This window comes from Shewanella waksmanii ATCC BAA-643 (assembly GCF_000518805.1).
Classification (GTDB): Bacteria; Pseudomonadota; Gammaproteobacteria; order Enterobacterales; family Shewanellaceae; genus Shewanella; species Shewanella waksmanii.
The window spans coordinates 1-19,834 of sequence record NZ_JAEH01000018.1; the positions used below are offsets into that span (position 1 = coordinate 1).

A 19,834-nucleotide genomic window follows, 5' to 3' on the forward strand; every position below is an offset into this window, starting at 1 on the left:
AGCTTAACCGTAGAATAACTATGCTCTTCACTCGTTGCCTTGCCTCAGAACCGCTAAACTCTCGCTGAGTGACTAAATGTTTATACTGATTGGTATAATTCACGCTAATGAATAGCGTTACAATAACAATAAGCTACGATGTGGCATTGGGAGAATAAATGAAAATTGCAATGATTGCCGCAATGGCGAATAACCGTGTGATAGGCAAAGACAATCAAATGCCATGGCACCTGCCAGAAGATCTAAAGCACTTTAAAGCCATGACCATGGGTAAGCCTATCGTAATGGGCCGTAAAACCTATGAGTCTATTGGCAGGGCTTTGCCAGGACGGCTCAATATCGTGCTGTCCAGGCAAGCAGACCTTAACATTGAAGGCGTGACTTGTGTTACTTCCATTGAAGAGGCTAAGCAAGTGGCCGGTAGCTGCGATGAGCTAATTATCATGGGAGGGGGTCAGCTTTACCAAGCGATGCTTCCCCATGCAGACATACTTTATCTTACCGAGATTAATCTTGATGTTGATGGTGATACTCACTTTCCGGTTTGGGATGATGGTAGTTGGCAAAAAGTTAGCGAAGAAAGTGCAATAAACGACAAAGGCATACAATATAGCTTTATCAACTTAGTAAAAAAGTGTTAAATTATGGTAGTAAATTTGTTCCATCGTAGTAAGTGGGGCGATGATACCTGAGTAGCAAAACTTCACTTGATAAAAACAATAAAGACTAAGGAGTATCAGATGCGTCTGTTACCTACGACGATTGCTGCGATTATTGCGGCCTCTGCAATATCGATGCCTGCGGCGCAAGCCAATGACCAGCTTGCAGCGAATATCTGCAACTACGTACAAGCGGATGACAAAAACCGCTTACGTAAAAAGCTAAAAGAAAGTCGCGTTAAATTACGCAATATCTATACGGGTGTTTCATGTAACGGTGACAGTATCTTGCGCTTAGCCATGAATAGTGGCGCCAATAGCGTAGGCACTTTTGTTGCTAAGCGCCTTTCAGTATCAGATCTTCAAGCTGCTGAGGCCGATGGACAAACCATTTCACAGTGGGCAGAAGCTAACGGTCACGGAGCCAGTGAAATCGCTGCTGCGATTAAAGAGCGTACAGGCGGCTAATTTACGACTTTATGTCTTGATATAAAAATGCCGGGCTTAGCCCGGCATTTTTGTTGGTGCTTGTCTATTAAATCTTGAATTCGCCAACCGAGGCTTGTAGCTCCTCAGCCAACTGTGCCACTTGCTGGCTGGATTGGGCAGTTTGATCGGCACCAGTGGCTGTTTCTTCTGAAATGGCGGCAATATGCTCAAGCTTCTCAGAGACTTGCTGGCTCACCAAGTTTTGTTCTTGGGCTGCATGGGCAATATGAGTGCCAGAATCATGGGCTTGATGCACTGCTTCACTGATGCTCTCAAGTGCCGCATTAGCTTGCTCAGTCTTATCGACACAAGAGCTTGCCTGTTCTCTGCCTAGTTCCATCACAGAAACCGCTTCTTGAGTACCTTGTTGCAGGACTTCAATCATTTGCTGGATTTCTTGGGTCGAGTCTTGGGTACGTGAAGCCAAGCTACGTACTTCATCGGCGACAACCGCAAAGCCGCGTCCTTGTTCACCGGCACGTGCTGCTTCAATTGCAGCGTTTAGTGCCAACAGGTTAGTCTGTTCAGCAATACCACGAATAACATCCAAGATAGAACCAATAGAGGCGCTGTCTGAGTGGACTTTGTTAATTACCGTACCGGCTTTGGCGACTTCATCAGCGAGGGCCAGAATAGTGCGCTTATTCTCGTCTGCTATGGCGCGCATATGCTGGGCTTCATCATCTGCTTGTTTAATTTGATGCAGGGCATCATCTGCGCTACTTGTCACCTGTTCAGCAGAAGAGCTTAGCTCTGTTGTTGCTGTAGCAACTTGGTCTACTTGGCTTTTTTGCTCTTGAATACCGGCTGTCGTTTGCGCAGTAATAGCAGAGGTTTGTTCTGCTGCTGCAGCGAGCTGATTTGAACGGTCAAGAATACCTTGGATCAGTGTGCGTAGACTATCAACCAAACGGTTACAGTTCTTCGATAGCTCGGCAAATTCATCGTGGCCACTGTCATCCAACTTATGGGTTAGATTGCCTGATGCAAGAATATTTAACGCGTTGTTCACTTTACCCAGTGAGCGTGTCAACGGACGAACCACGGCGATACTGACCACAATGGCAACCAAAATAGCGATAATGACTAGGGCAAGAGTATTAAAGCTTGCGCTATCAATATCGGCGATAGCGGCATCGCTAATTTGGGTAGATACACGCTCGATTGAGCGAGTTAACGTCTCCATGTTGCTACTGACACTCGCCACGTCATTGGCGACTTGATTTAGCATGTTAGATGCTGAAGTTTCAAAGTCTAACTGGCGACCTTTCATATTTTGAACTGAGTTGCTGCCAGTTAACATGGCAAGTACGGCGGCGGCTTCAGTGCTGATATCGTCGAGCATGTCACTATCAACCGTGCCTTCTGCGTGACGGCTTAAATAATCAAGTTTGCTTTTAGCTTCACTTAATATGTACTCAAGTTCTTTACTGATGGTTTGGTACTTAGACTTATCTTCGGCATTGACCAAATCAATGGCGCTACTGACTATGCCGCTGAAGCTATTTTCAATATTACTTGCTGTGGCGGCAATTTCTTGTTCTGTGGTGTCTTCACTGAGCTCAAGGTCAATCAGGTCAAGAAGCAAGGAGGCAGTATCGTCAGCCGCCATTTCTAAATCATCGAGTTTATTGATGAGCTTCTCTTGGGTGATTAAGGCATTTTCACGCGTCTGCATCATCTTTAAGCCATTACTATTAAACTGCTGGTAGCTTTGGTTAACCTTATTGATAACACCTGCAATATCACCGCTTTGCCCGCTCACAATGCCTTTTAAGTTGTTAAGCTCAGCACTAAAACGTCCGCCGTGCTGGTTAAAGGTATTTTCAATGGCGGGTAGCTGTGAAGATTTCGTACTGTGAAAGGCGGTGAGCAGTTGTTTTTCTTGTTGTGAGATGCTTGAAATCAGGCTGTTACTGGCTTCTAAAGCAGGAAGGCTGAGCTCTTTGAGGACAATAGTACTATTTTTAATATTATTGTTTGTTAGCATTGAGGCGATACCGAGGGCTATCAGCAACAAGGTCACAACGCTAAATCCACCAATGACTCTAGTGGCGACATTCAATTTCATAGGGCACTCCGGTTGTAATTTTTATATCCCTAACAAAAACGCTTTATATTTCAGGGCTCGAACGGCTAGCTTTTATATCGGCCATATCACTCGGTAGTTTAACTCTTTTTTAACCTTTTTTGGGTAATTTTTTGATCTGCTTCTTTATGCCACAGGGTTAAATGCTCTCCCCAGCAACAGCCAGTATCTAATGCATGTAGGCTTTCGGACGGCACATTACCCATTAGGGCGGCCCAGTGACCAAATACTAAAGTATATTTTGGATGAGTCTCACTGGCATAGGTAAACCAAGGCGAAAGAGCCGGATCATCAACTTGCTCTGGTGGCATTTTACAGGCGAAGTCTAAATGGCCATTAGGGAGCAAATAACGCATACGAGTTAGCGCGTTGATGCAATAGATATGGTGTTCTAATTCGGTCATGTCACCACGATCGTCAGCGACATTATCGGTGTACATTTGTGAGATGAGGTGTTCTATGTAGTCATCTGATTGTAGTACTTCACTGACGGCATCAGCACGTAGTTGCAATTTCTGCAAGTTCCAGTGGGGCGGCACACCTGCGTGAGTCATTATCAGTTTGCTGCTTTCATCAAAGCGGTAGAGTGGTTGCGCCCTTAACCAATCAATAAGCCCGGGAAGATCGTTCGCCTTAAGTAGTGATTGCAGTTTATCTTTTGGGTTTGCGCGTTTAAGGCCTTTTTGTACCGCGAGCAGGTGCAAGTCATGATTACCCAGAACCACTTGGGCTGATTCACCTAAACTACGTAGATAGCGCAGGGTTTCTAATGACCCTTCACCGCGTGCGACGAGGTCACCAACGGCCCATAATTGATCTCGGGACGGGTTAAAATCTACTTTATCGAGCACTGCCATCAGTTCATCAAAGCAGCCTTGTATATCACCTACAAAATATGTTGCCATTGGGCCCTTATTGAGTGTTTTTATCGTTGCGATTAATGCAGTAACCCCGGCATGGCGAGTCTAAATGCTGGAATGGTGGCTTTAAATTCAGTGCCGTCATCTAACTCCATACCGTAATAACCTTGCATGACAGCCAGTGGGGTTTCAGCGACTGTGCCACTGGTGTATTGGTAGGCTGCATCTGGCTCTATGGTTGGCGTTTCACCCACTACACCAGCACCTTGAACTTCACTATGGTGACCATTTGCGTCGGTGATGCTCCAGCAGCGTGTTTTTAAGGTCGCTGGTTTATCGCCTAGGTTAACGATGGTGATGGTATAACTAAATAGGTAACGTTCTTCATCGGGGGCAGACTGCTCTTCGATGTATTGCGTTTTTACCTCGATGCGGATAGAGGATTCAAGTTCAGTCATTGGATTTCCTAACAAGCACCAACGAGGCAAGCCTCGTTGGCTATCAATCTACTTATGATTTGTTTGCGAACAAGTTCGCCATGGCAACATACTCTTCAACGGTAATTTGCTCAGGACGCTTGCCAGAATCAATACCTAATTGCGCAAAGTCATCATCACTTAACATGTGCTTAAGATTGTTGCGTAGGGTCTTGCGGCGCATATTAAAAGCGGTTGTGCACAAATGACGCAGTACATCGACATCGCTGCATGGGAATGGCTTATTCTTGTATGGCACCAGTCTAACGACCGCCGAATCAACCTTAGGTGGTGGGGTAAAGCAGCCGGGCGGGACTTCAAGCACTGGCATCACTTGGCAAAAGTATTGCGCCATAACCGTTAGGCGACCATAGGCTTTAGTGCCAGGCGAAGCAGACAGTCGTAGTACTACCTCTTTTTGCAGCATAAAGTGCATATTCTCAATATGTTCTGCAAACTCAAATAAGTGGAACATTAAGGGCGTTGAAATATTGTAGGGTAGGTTCCCAAATACTTTCAGCTGCTTATCTTCTTTGATGAGTTGACTAAAATCGAACTGCAGTGCATCGCCTTGATGGATTTCAAGCTTATCTTTCAGGGTTGGATGTACTTTAAGGCGCTCGACCAAATCTTTGTCGAGCTCGACTACCGTAAGTTTATCAATGCTTTCAGCAACCGGCTCGGTTAACGCAGCAAGACCAGGGCCAATCTCGACCATCACATGGTCATTGTCAGGCGCGATGGCACCAACAATGCGATTGATGACATTGGTGTCGGTGAGGAAGTTTTGACCAAAGCGTTTTCTCGCAGTATGGCCTAAATGGACTTTATTACTCATTAGTTATCTTGTGACTCATTTGTCTTAGCCAATTCTATGGCTTTATTCAATGCGCAGACAAAACTGCCGATATCAGCATCTCCCGTGCCTGCGAGTTCTAGTGCGGTACCGTGGTCAACTGAGGTGCGAATATACGGCAAGCCTAGGGTAATGTTGACTGAATTACCAAACCCTTGTGATTTCAGCACCGGAAGGCCTTGGTCGTGGTACATAGCAAGTACCACGTCAGCATCTTGTAAATATTTAGGCTGAAATAGGGTGTCTGCTGGCAATGGCCCAACAATTTCCATCCCTAGCTCTCTAAGTTCTTCAAGAGCCGGAATAATGGTATCTATCTCCTCTCTGCCTAAGTGGCCATCTTCGCCAGCGTGAGGATTTAATCCACAGACATAAATCTTAGGTGAGGGGATAGCAAATTTGTTGACCAAATCAGTATGCAAAATCTTAATAATTTGATGCAGACGGTCGCGGGTAATTGCTTTTGACACATAGGCTAAAGGAATATGTGTTGTCACTAAGGCGACTTGCAAACCTGGCGCTGCCAGCATCATCACTACGTCTTGGCAATTGGCTTGATTGGCAAAAAACTCAGTATGACCACTAAAGGGAATACCCGATTGATTGATGATGCCTTTGTGCACAGGGCCTGTGACCACAGCGTCAAACTCACCATTCATGTTTTTCTCGCCAGCGTAGCGCAAGGTTTCGACCACGTAAGCGCTATTTTGCTCATCAAGCTTGCCGCATTCGGCCTCACTTACAAGTGAAAACGGAGCGATGGTCAATGTTCCTGCTTCTTGAGGCTTCGGTGCTTGCCCTGGCTGAAACGGCTGCAATGCTAACGGTAAGCCAAGCTTTTTTGCTCGCGAGCTAAGTAATTGTGGGTCAGCACAAACAACAAGCTCAGCAGGCCAAGACTGCTGAGCAAGTTGGATGACTAAATCGGGGCCTACGCCGGCGGGTTCACCCGGCGTAATAGCTATTCGTTTGGTCGTCAATATGATTAACCTCGATTAAAATTCTCATCGAACACTTCGATGTAAGCTTCTGAGCGCATTTCATCTAACCAGTTTTGTAGCTCTTCGTTAAATTTACGACGGAAGATTAGCTGGTGTGCGCGATTGGTATTCACTTGATCAGTTGCATCAGTTTTCCGGCGCTCCTCTAACTGGACAATATGCCAGCCGTGGCTTGAACGGAAAGGCTCACTGATTTCGTTAATTTCTAACGCATCTAAAGTTTGAGCAAAAGCGGGTACATAGGCAGTAGGCTCGGCCCAGCCTAACTCACCGCCTTTGGTTCCAGAGCCTGGGTCTTCAGAGTATTGGCGAGCTAATGTGGCAAAGTCCGCATCGCCAGCGCGAAGCTGCGTGACAAAGCTATCTAACATGGCTTTGGCTCGCTCTTCTGACAGAATAGGTGAAGGCTTGATTAAGATATGACGAGAACGCACTTCATCTATTTCTTGAGTCTGTAGACCACGTGCATCCATAACTTTAATGATATGGAAGCCTGCACCGCTACGAATAGGTCCGATAATGTCGTTGGTTTTGGCGCCAGACATGACTTCAGCAAACAGTGTTGGCATTTCATTGACATTCATATAATCCCAAACACCACCTTCTAGTGCTTTGGGGCCAGCCGATGATGCAATTGCTGTTTGTTTGAAATCTGCATCATTGTTAAGTCGCTTAAGTACCGCATCAGCACGCTTACTTGAGCTCTCAAGCTGCTCACTGCTTGGGTTGTTAGGTACTTCAATCAGAATATGGCCAATCTGATATTCAACCTGCTGCATACCTTGCTCTTCAATCATTTGAACCAGGTTGTTGATCTCTTGAGAGGAAACCTGAATACGGCGCTGGACTTGAATACGTTGGATTTCACCTAAGGTGATCTCTTCACGCAGCTGCTCTCGGTACTGCCCCCAGCTCATGCCGTCGGCTTCAACCTGCTGCTGCATTTGAGCAACCGTCACTTTTTGTTCTTTGGCGATGTTTTCGATGGTTTGATCTAGCTGTAAATCACCAATATGTAAGCCCATTCTATCTGCGGTTTGCATTTGCAGGCGAGTCATGATTAAGCGCTCTATTACCTGAGTGCGCAGTGCTGCATCAGAGGGCAGCGATTGCCCAGCGGCTTTCGCATTGGCCTTAACCGTTTTCACCATGTTTACAATTTCACTTTCAAGCACGATGCCTTCGTTAATTTGCACAGATACTCGATCTAACGAGTTAGCTGAGGCAACGGTTGTTTGGCTCAGTGCCAGTGCTAAAAAAGCAAAAATCAGTTTTTTACAGGGTCTCATCCACAAAAATCCTTGGCTTTATGGGGCTGGCGTACTTAAGTTACGCCAGCTAGTTCATTCTATTATCAGTGTTGGACTATAAGTCAGCTTCTTGGTTCAGCGCAACTGATGCGATTTAACCATATTTAATTTTTCAGGTATAACGGTTTGCGGTAGTTGAATAGGCCATCGTTAAGCATATCAGCGACCCCGAGCGGTCCTGAGCCGCCAAGTCCCTTAATCACAAAGTTAAGGTACACACCACTTTCGAACAGTTCGCGATTCTCTATAGTATCACTTAGGTCATCATCATAATTGGTTTTAATGCGATAGTGATAACTTAGCCTGACTGCCCAGCAACAAGACTCGTATTGAAAGCCAGTATAGGTCTCTACAGAACGGCTTTCATTAAGGTCATAATACCAGTTGCCGACTAAATACAAGCTATCTGTGAGTGGCCAAGCCGCCCGCATACCGGTCTGGCTAATGTTAACAGACTCATTATTGTTGCTATTAACCAAGTCTGGAACGTATCGATAGCTAAATTGAATGAGTTTATTGGCACCTGGACGGAAATCTAAGGTGACTTCACTTTTTTTGTTTTCACTGAGTTTTGTGTCGTATTGGATTGCGCCACCGATAAACCAATCGTTATATATTTGGGTATTAAGCTCTGCCGCTAACACAGAGTTAGAGGTGGCTTCTTGGGTGTAAGTCGTACCTTGGAAAGTAAAATCACCAATACCGACTTTACTGTCCTGAAAGTAATAAATTTGACCAATACTGAACTTAAATTTTTCACGGTTTTGTTCATCAAATAAACGCGTAGTTAAGCCTAACGTCATTTGGTTTGCATCGGCAATGCGATCTAACCCAGAGAAGCGACGTTCGCGAAACAGGCCATGGTAATCTTCTTGCAATTGGGCAGTATCGTAAATGCCAATATTTGATTGGTCTTTATAGCCAACGTAGAGATATTGGAACTGTGGCTCTAATGTCTGGCGGTAGTTTTGCTCAAACATACTGGTGAAGCGTTCAAAATTAACTTGGCCATGTAATCTCACTTGCGGCAAAGTACGGTTAACACTGCTATCGAGCTCATCGGTTCCTAGGTAACCATTTTGCTGCTGCCAGTAGTTTGTTTGCAGTAACTTAAGCTCACTGGTAAATGAACCGGCAGGACCATGAATAGGCAATGACACACTAGGTTCTAAATGCAACCGAGTAGCAGTAGCATATTGGTTTTCCGTGTGAGCGAAATTGGTGGCTTCACTCGTAAAATCAAAATCTAGCCCATGCCAAAGGCCGGGTGAGCGATAGTTGAAATTAATTTGCGGCATGACTTGATAGGGCTTTTCATCTTCACCCAGCACTTTAATGTCTTGTACACGCGCACTGACATCCCAATTAGATTCAAAATAGGCAATTTCACCGATTCTAGACAGCTGGTTGTCTGTAGCGCGATTAACGTCTGAACTGAGATCGTTGAAGTAGTTGTTATCGGAAACGTCAGTATAGTTAGCCAGTACCCGCCAATTTTTGTTGATGGCACCTTGATGTTCCCAGTGATACAGATAGCGATCTTTTTTGCTGTCTAACATACCATCACTACCAAGATACTCGACATTGAGTCGCCCGGCTTGGTCATCACCTGCTAAATAGCGAAAATCTGTTTTTAAGAACAGGCCCCTGGCTGACATATAATGGGGAGTAAAGGTTAAATCATATTCAGGTGCTATGTTCCAATAATAAGGCGTCGCGAGCTCAACACCATTGGTGGTGCTGGTGCTGATTGTTGGAAATAGGAAACCGGATTTACGCTTCTCTGATACCGGAATTGTCATGTAAGGGATATAAAACACCGGTACATTGCCAATTTTAAGCTTGGCATCCCAAAGCTCACCCCACTCTTCAGTGCTATCGATTTTAATTTTTTCTGCTTCAAGCAACCAAGAAGTATCTCCCGGAGGGCAGGTGGTGAAGTTGGTATTACTCAGATGAAGGTTATTGTCCGGAGTGATCTCTAACTTTTCTGCCTCACCATGGATCTGTTGACCATGCATCCAATATTGCGCCCCACTCAGTGTAGCGCTATTGGTACGCATTTGGGCAACCAAAGACTCAGCGGTTACCGTAAACATACTATCTTGGAAGACTAAGTTACCGTTGGCATCTAAACGCTCTTCGGCTTGGTCGAGCACAGCGGTATCTGCAGCAATATGACGAGTTCCTTGTGAAAATGATACATCACCGTTAAAGCGTGCTTTATCGCCCATTTTTGCTGAGGAACTGTCTGAAATAATCTTGATTTGCTGTAAATTCAGCGGGGTATCGTATTCAGGCGCATGGATATAGCGTTTAACTGGAGGTTCTACGATACACTGGCTGGCAGTATCTAGTTCTGCAGCCTCGTTTGCCAAGACTAATTGGGGAAAAAGGCTGATAGCCAATAAATATCGGATTTGCATCGTTTAAATTATTTTGATTTCTTAGTCTAGACAAGTCATAGGAGAGAAACGTTGCATCCATAAATAACTGCAACTGCAGCAAAAGTCGGTACAATACCTTATATTGCTGTTTCCATTTTGCATTATAATAAAGCAATTTTAGCCTAAGAGCCATGAGGTGCCCTTGTCAGATCCAAGATTTATTGCCCTAGAAAGCTGGTTGGCGACGATATTATGTACAAATCATCATCTTGAGCTGATTTCCGGTGATGCCAGTTTCCGGCGTTATTTTCGCGTTCATACTGAAACTGGCAGTTATATCGCCATGGACTCACCACCAGAATTAACTCCTGTGCAGCCTTTTATCGACTTAGCCGCAGAATATCAACGCCAAGGCCTATTGGCACCACAAGTTATTGAGCAACACTTGCAGCAAGGTTTTTTACTCCTTAGCGATTTGGGTGACACTCAATTGCTCAGTTGTCTTGACCGCACTAGCTGCCAAAAATTTTACGCTCAGGCGATCGATTTGTTGTTACCGATTATGGGGGTTACCTCAAGCAATCAAATGGCGCTGCCGCTATATGATGAGCAGTTTGTCGCACGAGAACTGACTATTTTTACTGAGTGGCTGTTAGCAGAGCATCTAAACTTGGCGTTGTCAGCATCCGAGCAGCAGATGTTAGACACCACCTTTGCCTTGCTCACAGCCAATGCGCTTGAGCAGCCAACAGCGGGTATGCACCGAGACTACCATAGTCGTAATTTGATGGTGCAATCGCAGCAGCTGGCAGTTATCGATTTCCAAGATGCGGTAATAGGCCCAGTAACTTATGATGCCGTATCATTGTTGCGGGACTGCTATACACGCTGCCCTGATGAGGTGCGTGAGCAGATGATGTTAAGGCACTACCAATTGCTCGTTGATAACCAATACCTCTCAATAGATACGTCATTTGCTCAATATCAACGCTGGTTTGATTTAATGGGGATGCAGCGGCACATCAAAGCGGCTGGTATTTTTTGTCGGCTTAACTATCGCGATCATAAGCCGGCATACATGGCTGATATACCAATGACCCTTAGCTATATTATTGAAGTGGCAGCAAAGTATTCAGAGCTCAGTGCGTTTGGAGAATGGGTTGAGCAAAAAGTATTGGTGAATTTTGAGGCCCAGCAATGAAAGCGATGATATTAGCCGCGGGGCGAGGGGAGCGATTAAGACCGCTGACCGATAAAGTACCCAAGCCGTTAGTGCCGGTGCATGGCAAACCGCTCATTGTCTATCATATTGAAAAGTTAGCTACCCTGGGCATTACTGATATTGTCATCAATTATGCTTGGCTGGGGGATAAAATCACCCAATACCTCGGTGATGGTTCTCGCTTTGGAGTTAATATTAAATATAGCCCTGAAACCACCGCGTTAGAGACGGCTGGCGGCATTAAGCAGGCGTTGCCATTGTTAGGACCTGAGCCATTCTTAGTCTTAAATGGCGACATTTTCATTGATGATTTACCCATTAGCCGCCTGCAAATACAACAGGGCGCGGAGCGCCTGCTTAACGGTAAGCAAGCTTGCCTCTGGTTAGTTGATAATCCTGAACATCATCCTGAGGGAGATTTTGCTCTAAGCGATAGTTTATTGATGCTTGATGGCAGCAACAAGCTGACATTTTCTGGTATGGCAATTTATCAGCCTAGACTGTTTGATGACTTACCAAGTGGGGCAAGCCCTTTAGGGCCATTGTTGAAAACTAAGATTGCCGCCAAAGAGGTTACAGGTATTCATTATCAACAATACTGGTGTGATGTTGGCACATTGGCGCGCTTAGCGCTTGTTGAACGTCATGTGGCGCTCAACTAGATCATTATGAACACAAGCAAAATATAAAATTAGATAAACTTAATTAAGGTTGTAAGATGCGAATTTGGGGCAAGTTTTTTGGCGCCGCTATTGGTTTTATGTTTGGCAAAATCATCGGTGCGTTGATCGGTTTATGGTTGGGGCACCTGTACGATAAAAAGCGCGCTGAACTTGAAGGGATCGTCGGTAAAGGGTCTGATCGCCAATCACTGTTTTTTAATACCACATTTGCAGTGATGGGACATGTGGCTAAAGCATCTGGCCGTGTCACTGAAAATGATATTCGCATGGCGAGTATGTTAATGGATCAAATGCAGCTTAGTGGTGATGCGCGCAGAGAAGCGCAAAAAGCATTTAGTGAGGGTAAGCAAGCGGATTTTGATATCAAAGCGTGCTTAAAAACCTTTCGATTATTGTCGATGGGGCGCAAAGAGCTATTGCAGATGTTTCTGGAGATTCAAATTCAAACCGCCTTGTCTGATGCGCAACTTGATGCCAAAGAGCACAGTGTATTAACTTTAATCGCCAAAGAGCTGGGGTTTACTGCGGGGCAACTAGACTCGTTACTTAAACGCTGGCAGGCTGAGTTTAGCTTCCATCAGCAAGGTGGTAAGCAGACCTCAATTGAAGATGCCTATAATGTACTTGGCGTTGATGATACCAGTTCAGATCAACAAATTAAGCGCGCCTATCGTAAATTGATGAATGAGCATCATCCAGATAAGTTAGTTGCCAAAGGCCTGCCGGCAGAAATGATGGAACTGGCAAAAACAAAAGCACAAGACATTCAAGCTGCCTATGATAGAGTAAAGCTTGAACGGGGAATGCGTTAGTTGTTATGCACTTAGTACAATAAGGGACTACATATGAAACAATGTTATTTGATGGTAGCCGTTGTCGCTGCAGGTATGAGTCAAGCTCAAGCCACTGAACTGTTTGTGGCTCCTTTTGGTGGTTATAGTTTCGCCGCTAGTGAGCTTGATGTAGTAGAGACTGAAACTGAAGACAGTGGTACTTTAAAAGTTGCTGAGTCGGCTAACTACGGTGTCATGTTAGGTTTTAATACTAAAGACCCAGGCAATATTTATTTTTTATATAGCCGCCAAGATTCAGACTTACGCACTGGTGGTAATTTTAGCGACCAAGTGGTTACCGATATCACAGTGGACTATTTTCATGTCGGTGGTACGTTGTTTTTCCCCAATGGTGACTTTAAACCCTACGTCACCGCGAGCTTAGGTTTAACCCACATGAGCCCCGCCGGACAGTATAGCAATGAATCACGCTTCTCTATTGGTTTTGGTGGCGGAGTTGAATATGTCGTTGCACCGTCAGTGTCGCTGTTTGCTGATGTTCGTGGCTATGGCACTTTTATGAGCAGCGACAGTAGTCTGTTTTGTAGTGACGGCTTTTGTAAGTGGACGATTGATGCTGAAACCATGTGGCAAGGTCAAGCGAATGCTGGGATAAAGTTCACCTTCTAACTATAGAGTTACCCGATGAATTTAGTTGTGTTGGATGGATACACCCTTAATTCTGGTGATATCAGCTGGCAAGGCTTTGCTGATTTAGCAGATATTACAGTGTATGAGCGTAGTGCTGAACAGCAACGATTGCCTAGAGCCATTGATGCTGAAATTATTTTAACCAACAAGACCGTACTTGATGCAAAGTTGCTGCAGCAGTTACCCAAATTACGCTACATTGGGGTGCTGGCTACCGGTGTTGATGTGGTTGATGTTAAGGCTGCAGCCAAGCTGGGTATTATAGTAACTAATGTACCTGCGTACGCGCCAGATGCGGTTGCACAGATGGTATTTGCTCACATCTTAGCCCATACTCAACAAGTCGCTATCCACCACCAAGCGGTGAGTTGCGGTCAGTGGCAAACTTGTGAGGATTTTTGTTTTACCCTATCGCAACTTACATCATTAAAAGGTAAAACACTTGGGTTACTGGGCTACGGTGCCATTGCCCAGCAAGTGGCTCGCATTGCGGTGGCATTTCACATGTCCGTGTTAATTCATACACCAAATGAAAAGCATGATCTGCCTGATGGTGTGCGTTGGTGCGAGCAAGTCGAACTTTTCAAAGACAGTGATATTTTATCACTGCATTGCCCATTAACCCCTGAAACCCAGGAGATAATTAACAGTACAAACTTGGCACAGATGAAGTCATCGGCAATGCTGATCAATACTGCGCGCGGTGGGCTGGTTGATGAGCAAGCGTTAGCTAATGCGCTCAATCGAGGTCAAATTGCTGCGGCAGGGTTGGATGTTTTGTCGACCGAGCCACCAAGCAGTAATAATCCATTGTTAACTGCGAAGCATGCCAATATTACCCCTCACAACGCCTGGGCAACCCGAGAAGCGCGGCAAAGCTTAATGGCGATAGCGGTAGCCAATTTGCAAGCATTTTTGGCCGGCACGCCTGAAAATCAGGTCAATTGATGAAATAGGACTATCGGCTGATAGCCCTATTTTTTTGAGTACAGGTACTAACTGTTAAAGAATAACCTTAATTTCGCTGGCTGCGCTAACCGCTTTGGTCACCGCGCTATCGATATCGTTATCCCGTGCCAGTGCAACACCTAAACGGCGGCGTCCGTCAATATCGGGTTTCGCAAACAAACGCACTTGGGTATTAATTTGCGTAAGTGCTTGCTCGACACCTTCAAAGCGAATATTGCTTGAGGTGCCTTCAGCGAGTACCACTGCAGATGCTGAAGGGCCATGCTGGGCAATATTAGCAATAGGCAGGCCTAAAATTGCACGAACATGCAGGGCAAACTCTGACAAATCTTGGCTGATGAGCGTGACCAAACCGGTATCATGTGGGCGCGGAGACACTTCAGAGAAATACACTTCATCGCCTTTAATAAACAGCTCGACACCGAAAAGACCATAGCCGCCTAGTGCTTCAACGACTTTTTTACCGATTGCTTGAGACTTGTCTAGTACGGTGGCAGACATCGCTTGTGGCTGCCATGACTCGCGGTAATCGCCATCTTCCTGGCGATGGCCAATGGCATCACAAAAATGAATACCGTTTACAGCGCTGACTGTGAGTAGGGTGATTTCATAGTCAAACTCAATAAAGCCTTCTACTATCACTCGGCCTTGGCCGGCACGACCACCTTCTTGCGCGTATTGCCACGCGCTGTCAATGTCACTTGCTTGGCGAATAACACTTTGGCCTTTACCTGAAGAACTCATTACCGGCTTAACGACGCAAGGTAAGCCAATGTCAGCCACCGCTTGCTCAAATTCTTCTGCAGTATCACAAAAGAAATAGGGTGAGGTTGGAATCGATAAAGTCTCCGCAGCTAGGCGACGGATCCCCTCTCTATCCATTGTGAGTTGCGTGGCTTTGGCTGTGGGAACAATATTGACGCCTTCAGCTTCCATTTCGACTAATGTTTGGGTGGCAATCGCCTCGATTTCAGGAATCACGTAATGAGGTTTTTCGGCTTCGATCACCGCTCTTAATGCGCTAGCGTCAAGCATGTTGACGACGTGGCTACGATGAGCCACTTGCATTGCGGGGGCATTTGGATAGCGGTCTACACCGATGACCTCAACGCCCATGCGTTGCAGCTCAATTGCGACTTCTTTACCAAGTTCGCCACAGCCTAGCAGCATAGCGCGAGTGGCATTTGTAGAGTTTGGGGTGCCTATCATTGTGGGTACCTTGTCGGTTACTTGTTATAAAAATGATTATCAGCAAAGCAGTTTGCAGTTGCGCAATATCATAGCGTGAAGCAATGACAAACGCTTTTTGTACAATAGAAGCTGTGTGTTAGATCACCAAACTAAGACCAGATGCTGATAAAAATTGCTGGATTTGCTAGGCAAATGTTGGGAAGATGTTGAATAAGGTGTTTATCCTTTATTTACAAAAAACTAAAGCCACTAAATGTCGCAGGATTGCGATATCGACTTTTAAGGAGCGAATAGTGTTCTTAGATTACTTTGCGTTAGGTGTGTTATTTTTTGTGGCTATTTTTATTTTCTACGGAATTATTGTGATTCATGATATTCCCTATGAAATAGCCAAAAAGCGCAACCATCCTCAGCAAGATGCTTTACATGTCGCTGGTTGGATCAGCTTATTTACGCTTCATGCCATTTGGCCATTTTTATGGATATGGGCCACATTGTATCGAGAAGACCGAGGTTGGGGCTTTGATGATGTGGCTAAACGCGAGATAGAGCTTGAAGATGATGTCAAAAAGCTCAATCAAACGGTAGTTGAGCTGCAGCAACAAGTCGCCGCATTAAGCGCGGGTACACAAGCTAGCGATGCAGATAAGTCGGGAGAGAAATAACCATGGATTTACTACTGATTCTTACCTATGCCGCTATCTGTATCGCCGTATTTAAAGTATTTAAGATCCCGTTAAATAAGTGGACCGTTCCTACCGCTATTTTAGGTGGGGTATTCATTGTTGGTGCGTTAGTGCTGTTAATGAACTACAACCATCCTTACACGCCTTTTGCTAAAGAAATTTTCGTTACGGTGCCTATTAACCCTGCAGTTAGAGGGATTGTCACAGAGGTTGAAGTTGAGCCTAATGTGCCGCTGAAAAAAGGTGATGTGTTATTCCGAATCGACCCGCGTCCTTTTGAAGCGATTGTGCAGCAAAAGAAAGCCGCGTTAGTCGCAGCAGAACTCGAAGTGCCACAGCTCGAAGCGCAGTGGAAAACCTCATTGGCAAGCGTTGAACGTGCGGTAGCAGACAGAGACCGGACCAAATCGGCCTATGAACGTTATGAGAAAGGGCGTAAACGTGGCGGTGCTAACTCTCCGTTTACTGAGTTAGAACTCGATAACAAACGCCAACTTTATCTGGGTTCTGAAGCGTCGCTTTCTGCAGCTCAAGCGCAGGAATTACGTGCTCGCTTGGCTTTTGAGTCTAACGTTGATGGCGTGAATACTAAAGTGGCTGGCATTAAGGCTGAGCTGGATAAAGCCCTGTTCGATCTTGAGCAAACTGTGGTACGTGCGCCGGCTGATGGTATGGTGACCCAAATGCTATTGCGCCCCGGTATTATAGCCGTGCCTATGCCGCTACGATCGTTAGTGAGTTTTATTCCAGATGAAGAGCGTTACTTCGCTGGCGCATTTTGGCAGAACTCGCTGCTAAGGCTCAAAGAGGGCGATGAAGCAGAGATTATTCTTGATGCAGCCCCAGGTGAAGTCTTTAAGGGCAAGGTTGCAACAATTCTTCCTGCAATGGCAGAAGGTGAAATGCAATCACGGGGGTTATTGGTTTCAGGTGTGGCGTTGATGCCTCGCGGCCGCTCAATCGTGCTGATTGATTTAGAAGCCGATGACATGAATACCCGTTTCCCTGCAGGTGTGGCGGGTCAAGCAGCTATCTATACTGAGCACTTTGCCCACGTTGCTGTGATGCGCCGGGTCATTCTGCGGATGCAAGGCTGGTTAAACTATCTGTTTCATTAACCTAGCGCTACAACGATAAAAAAAGAGGCGCTTGCGCCTCTTTTTTTAGGATAAATGGCTTTAGTTGCCTTTGTTTGGTGGGAATTGGGCTAAGATTTTCGCCACGGTTTTACGGGTATCGGCGGCTTTTTGTTCTCCACCGGCATCAAAGTTAAACTTATCGGTACCGCGCCAAACCAGTCGATTGGTCTCAGTATCAATAACGTCTATTTGAATGGTTTGCACCTTAACATTGTCACTACCAAGTGGTACGCCAACTGAGGTACCAACACTGACTCCGCCGCCACTGCCCCATGTACCGGTGCCTACCCCAATCGACATGCTAGAGTCTTTTGGTTTGTCTTCAACTTTAAAGCCATATGTCACATGAAACTGTGGATTGTTGGTATCGAGCACGAAACCTTTTGCTAATACTTCTTCTAGTATGGCTTGCTCGATTCTACCGGCGCTTAACCTATCATTACTTTCACTTGCGGCTAATTGGTCAAAACGCTGTAGTTGGGTGAAATCATAATTGGTGTCGTAGTCTTGCTGTGACTTAGTCGCACAACCACTTATAAATAATAGGGTAAAAAGACAAACCAGAAGTTGTTTCATATCGTTTATTATCCTCAAGGTGTTTGTTTCAATGTGGCGCTAACGCGCTCAGTATGCAAGGTTTTTTGCTCAATAGCGGATAATTTTTAGCCAAGGCTTAATAAATCAGTTATGGTTAAAGTATAGATTATTATGGTCGCGGAGCCTGTCAGTTATCATTATGGAGCAACTCGAGTTTTTTGATATCCCCAGCCCATGTATTGGTATCTGTCAAACAGATGCTAAGGGTTACTGTAAGGGATGTTTAAGAAATCGAGATGAGCGCTTTAATTGGTTACATTTCTCTGATGCAAAAAAATATGATGTGATTCGACTGTGTAAACAGCGTAAGCGCCGACGCCAGCTGGCGTTAATGAAGGCGAAAAAGCAACAAATTATTGCCGCCAGACAGTCTGCGACTCCCACGTTTGATTTTGAAGAACCAGAGCCAGACTGATAGCGAAAAATCAGCCGTTATTCGCTATGTTGGGGGCTTTTTCGTAAATCAACATGAGGCCAAATAAGGGTAAATGCCGTTTTTCCCGGTTGGCTAGATAACTTCACCTCACCTTGATGACGCTCCATGATGCGTTTAATAATCGCTAAACCTAAGCCGTGGCCTTTGTTGCCATTTTGCACCACTTTACTGCGATAAAAAGGCTCGAAAATCATCTCTTGATCTTGTTCCGCAATGCCTGGGCCATCATCGGTTACGGTTAAGCAGATCCGATTGCCTTGGTTAATCAGGCTGATGTCAATATTATGTTCACTAAAGCGTTGAGCATTGGTGACTAAGTTTTGAAGTGCGCGCTCAATAAGTGATGGATCGCCCATCACTTCCATGGTTCTATCGGTATTGATACTAATATTTTGCGGCCCTAAGCCACGTAAGCGCTCGATAGTTTGTTGGGTTAAGCGGGTTAAATTACAACGTTCAAAATCTAACCCTTGGCGGTTGGACTCTAAACTGGCGTAGGTCAGCAGTTCCTGCAGTAGGTTCTCCATCTCTTTGACATCTTGCTGCATGTCATCTAAAAAAGCTTGACGCCTTTCTGGGTCAGACTCTGGAGTACAGTATTGCGGTGCTAAGGCAAGGGCAAACTTAAGCCTAGCGAGCGGCGTTCTAATTTCATGGGAAACTGCATTTGATAAGTGCTTTTGATTTTCAATCAGTGCACTGATGTGTTTGGCCATCTCGTTAAAAGTATCGGCCAGAGAGTGTACCTGCGAGCTAGGAGATAATTGTATTTGGGTATCCCAATTAGTTTGGCCAAACTTACGAGTGGCATGGCGCAAGGTTTTTAAATCTTTCGATAGGGGCCAAACCCAAATCAAGGCGACAAAAGCGAGCGACAGATAAAAGAACAAGGTAAACAAGCCACGTAAGCGCCCACGGGGATCGATCTCGACCGGGCCAGCGACCAGCACTTGACTGTCGACTGCGATAAATTGCAGTTCGTGATTATCATCGTGACGCGTGACTAGAATACTGTCAGAGGATAGGCCTTGGCTTTTACCAAATGCAACTTGGGATTGATTGAGTAATCGTAGCGGGTAGCTAGGATTGTGATTGATTTTTTGTAGATACTCATCGCGCTCATATTCTGGCAAGCTTGATAGTAACTGTGCGAGGGCAATCAGCGGCGCATCCATGTCGCCACTGTCTTCAATATTGTTTTGCCATATGCTATCTAACGTCCAGCCAATACCTAAAAAACTTAAGCTCAGTAGCAGGTAAAGGCTGATAAAAAGTCGTTTCAAGCGAAATCCAATATTGG

At 45.3% G+C, this 19,834-nt stretch carries 20 protein-coding genes; 10 read left to right on the plus strand and 10 right to left on the minus strand.

Translation table 11 applies throughout. The features are described from left to right. Window positions 1–158: 158 nt before the first annotated feature. Both folA and L865_RS0110360 read left to right on the plus strand, forming a co-directional pair. Complete coding sequence (folA, locus tag L865_RS0110355) at window positions 159–641, plus strand: type 3 dihydrofolate reductase (RefSeq protein WP_028773172.1); 483 nt, start codon at window positions 159–161, stop codon at window positions 639–641. Between the two features lie 99 nt (window positions 642–740). Further along, window positions 741–1,127 carry a DUF3718 domain-containing protein gene (locus L865_RS0110360; protein WP_028773173.1) on the plus strand — a complete coding sequence of 129 codons (387 nt, stop codon included), beginning with the start codon at window positions 741–743 and terminating at the stop codon, window positions 1,125–1,127. Between the two features lie 67 nt (window positions 1,128–1,194). On the opposite strand, the gene L865_RS0110365 is transcribed toward L865_RS0110360, so the two are convergent. The 7 genes from L865_RS0110365 to lptD all read right to left on the minus strand — a co-directional run bounded on the left by L865_RS0110365 (window position 1,195) and on the right by lptD (window position 10,166). Continuing rightward, a complete protein-coding gene (locus L865_RS0110365; RefSeq protein ID WP_028773174.1) occupies window positions 1,195–3,219 on the minus strand; it encodes a methyl-accepting chemotaxis protein in 2,025 nt (674 codons plus the stop codon). A 98-nt stretch (window positions 3,220–3,317) separates the two neighbouring features. Further along, window positions 3,318–4,142 carry a symmetrical bis(5'-nucleosyl)-tetraphosphatase gene (locus L865_RS0110370; protein ID WP_028773175.1) on the minus strand — a complete coding sequence of 275 codons (825 nt, stop codon included), beginning with the start codon at window positions 4,140–4,142 and terminating at the stop codon, window positions 3,318–3,320. 32 nt (window positions 4,143–4,174) lie between these two features. After that, window positions 4,175–4,555 (minus strand): Co2+/Mg2+ efflux protein ApaG, encoded by a 381-nt coding sequence (apaG, locus tag L865_RS0110375; RefSeq protein WP_028773176.1) that lies wholly within the window; start codon window positions 4,553–4,555, stop codon window positions 4,175–4,177. A 52-nt stretch (window positions 4,556–4,607) separates the two neighbouring features. Continuing rightward, a complete protein-coding gene (rsmA, locus tag L865_RS0110380) occupies window positions 4,608–5,411 on the minus strand; it encodes a 16S rRNA (adenine(1518)-N(6)/adenine(1519)-N(6))-dimethyltransferase RsmA (protein WP_028773177.1) in 804 nt (267 codons plus the stop codon). Then, window positions 5,411–6,409: a 4-hydroxythreonine-4-phosphate dehydrogenase PdxA gene (gene pdxA / locus L865_RS0110385; protein WP_028773178.1), complete on the minus strand. Its 999-nt coding sequence runs from the start codon at window positions 6,407–6,409 to the stop codon at window positions 5,411–5,413. Before pdxA ends, rsmA begins: the two co-directional genes overlap by 1 nt. A gap of 5 nt (window positions 6,410–6,414) precedes the next feature. Beyond that, window positions 6,415–7,719 (minus strand): peptidylprolyl isomerase SurA, encoded by a 1,305-nt coding sequence (gene surA, locus L865_RS0110390; protein ID WP_028773179.1) that lies wholly within the window; start codon window positions 7,717–7,719, stop codon window positions 6,415–6,417. Window positions 7,720–7,844: 125 nt separating this feature from the next. Then, a complete protein-coding gene (lptD, locus tag L865_RS0110395) occupies window positions 7,845–10,166 on the minus strand; it encodes an LPS assembly protein LptD (RefSeq protein ID WP_028773180.1) in 2,322 nt (773 codons plus the stop codon). A 157-nt stretch (window positions 10,167–10,323) separates the two neighbouring features. Here lptD and L865_RS0110400 point away from each other — a divergent pair, with 157 nt between their 5' ends. The 5 genes from L865_RS0110400 to L865_RS0110420 are packed head-to-tail and all read left to right on the plus strand — an operon-like array spanning window position 10,324 to window position 14,464. Then, window positions 10,324–11,328 (plus strand): aminoglycoside phosphotransferase family protein, encoded by a 1,005-nt coding sequence (locus L865_RS0110400; RefSeq protein WP_028773181.1) that lies wholly within the window; start codon window positions 10,324–10,326, stop codon window positions 11,326–11,328. After that, window positions 11,325–12,011 (plus strand): N-acetylmuramate alpha-1-phosphate uridylyltransferase MurU, encoded by a 687-nt coding sequence (gene murU / locus L865_RS0110405; RefSeq protein ID WP_028773182.1) that lies wholly within the window; start codon window positions 11,325–11,327, stop codon window positions 12,009–12,011. Before L865_RS0110400 ends, murU begins: the two co-directional genes overlap by 4 nt. A 56-nt stretch (window positions 12,012–12,067) precedes the next feature. Further along, window positions 12,068–12,844, plus strand: coding sequence for a co-chaperone DjlA (gene djlA / locus L865_RS0110410; RefSeq protein WP_028773183.1), 777 nt, complete (start codon window positions 12,068–12,070; stop codon window positions 12,842–12,844). 33 nt (window positions 12,845–12,877) lie between these two features. Beyond that, entirely contained in the window at window positions 12,878–13,495 is a 618-nt protein-coding gene (locus tag L865_RS0110415) for an outer membrane beta-barrel protein (protein ID WP_028773184.1), read from the plus strand. A 15-nt stretch (window positions 13,496–13,510) separates the two neighbouring features. Further along, entirely contained in the window at window positions 13,511–14,464 is a 954-nt protein-coding gene (locus L865_RS0110420) for a D-2-hydroxyacid dehydrogenase (RefSeq protein WP_028773185.1), read from the plus strand. Window positions 14,465–14,518: 54 nt separating this feature from the next. Here L865_RS0110420 and purT read toward each other — a convergent pair whose 3' ends face one another. Next, window positions 14,519–15,694, minus strand: coding sequence for a formate-dependent phosphoribosylglycinamide formyltransferase (gene purT / locus L865_RS0110425; protein ID WP_028773186.1), 1,176 nt, complete (start codon window positions 15,692–15,694; stop codon window positions 14,519–14,521). A gap of 275 nt (window positions 15,695–15,969) precedes the next feature. Between purT and L865_RS0110430 the strand changes: the two genes are divergently transcribed. Continuing rightward, complete coding sequence (locus tag L865_RS0110430) at window positions 15,970–16,341, plus strand: DUF3302 domain-containing protein (RefSeq protein WP_028773187.1); 372 nt, start codon at window positions 15,970–15,972, stop codon at window positions 16,339–16,341. 2 nt (window positions 16,342–16,343) lie between these two features. Further along, entirely contained in the window at window positions 16,344–17,480 is a 1,137-nt protein-coding gene (locus L865_RS0110435) for an HlyD family secretion protein (protein ID WP_028773188.1), read from the plus strand. A 60-nt stretch (window positions 17,481–17,540) separates the two neighbouring features. Here the strand turns inward: L865_RS0110435 and L865_RS0110440 are convergent, their stop codons facing one another. Next, on the minus strand, window positions 17,541–18,077 hold the full coding sequence (locus L865_RS0110440; protein WP_037470970.1) for a DUF4136 domain-containing protein: 537 nt from the start codon (window positions 18,075–18,077) through the stop codon (window positions 17,541–17,543). 160 nt (window positions 18,078–18,237) lie between these two features. Between L865_RS0110440 and L865_RS0110445 the strand changes: the two genes are divergently transcribed. Beyond that, window positions 18,238–18,513 (plus strand): DUF1289 domain-containing protein, encoded by a 276-nt coding sequence (locus L865_RS0110445; protein ID WP_028773190.1) that lies wholly within the window; start codon window positions 18,238–18,240, stop codon window positions 18,511–18,513. Between the two features lie 17 nt (window positions 18,514–18,530). Here the strand turns inward: L865_RS0110445 and L865_RS0110450 are convergent, their stop codons facing one another. Continuing rightward, on the minus strand, window positions 18,531–19,817 hold the full coding sequence (locus L865_RS0110450) for an ATP-binding protein (protein WP_028773191.1): 1,287 nt from the start codon (window positions 19,815–19,817) through the stop codon (window positions 18,531–18,533). Between the last annotated feature and the right edge of the window lie 17 nt (window positions 19,818–19,834).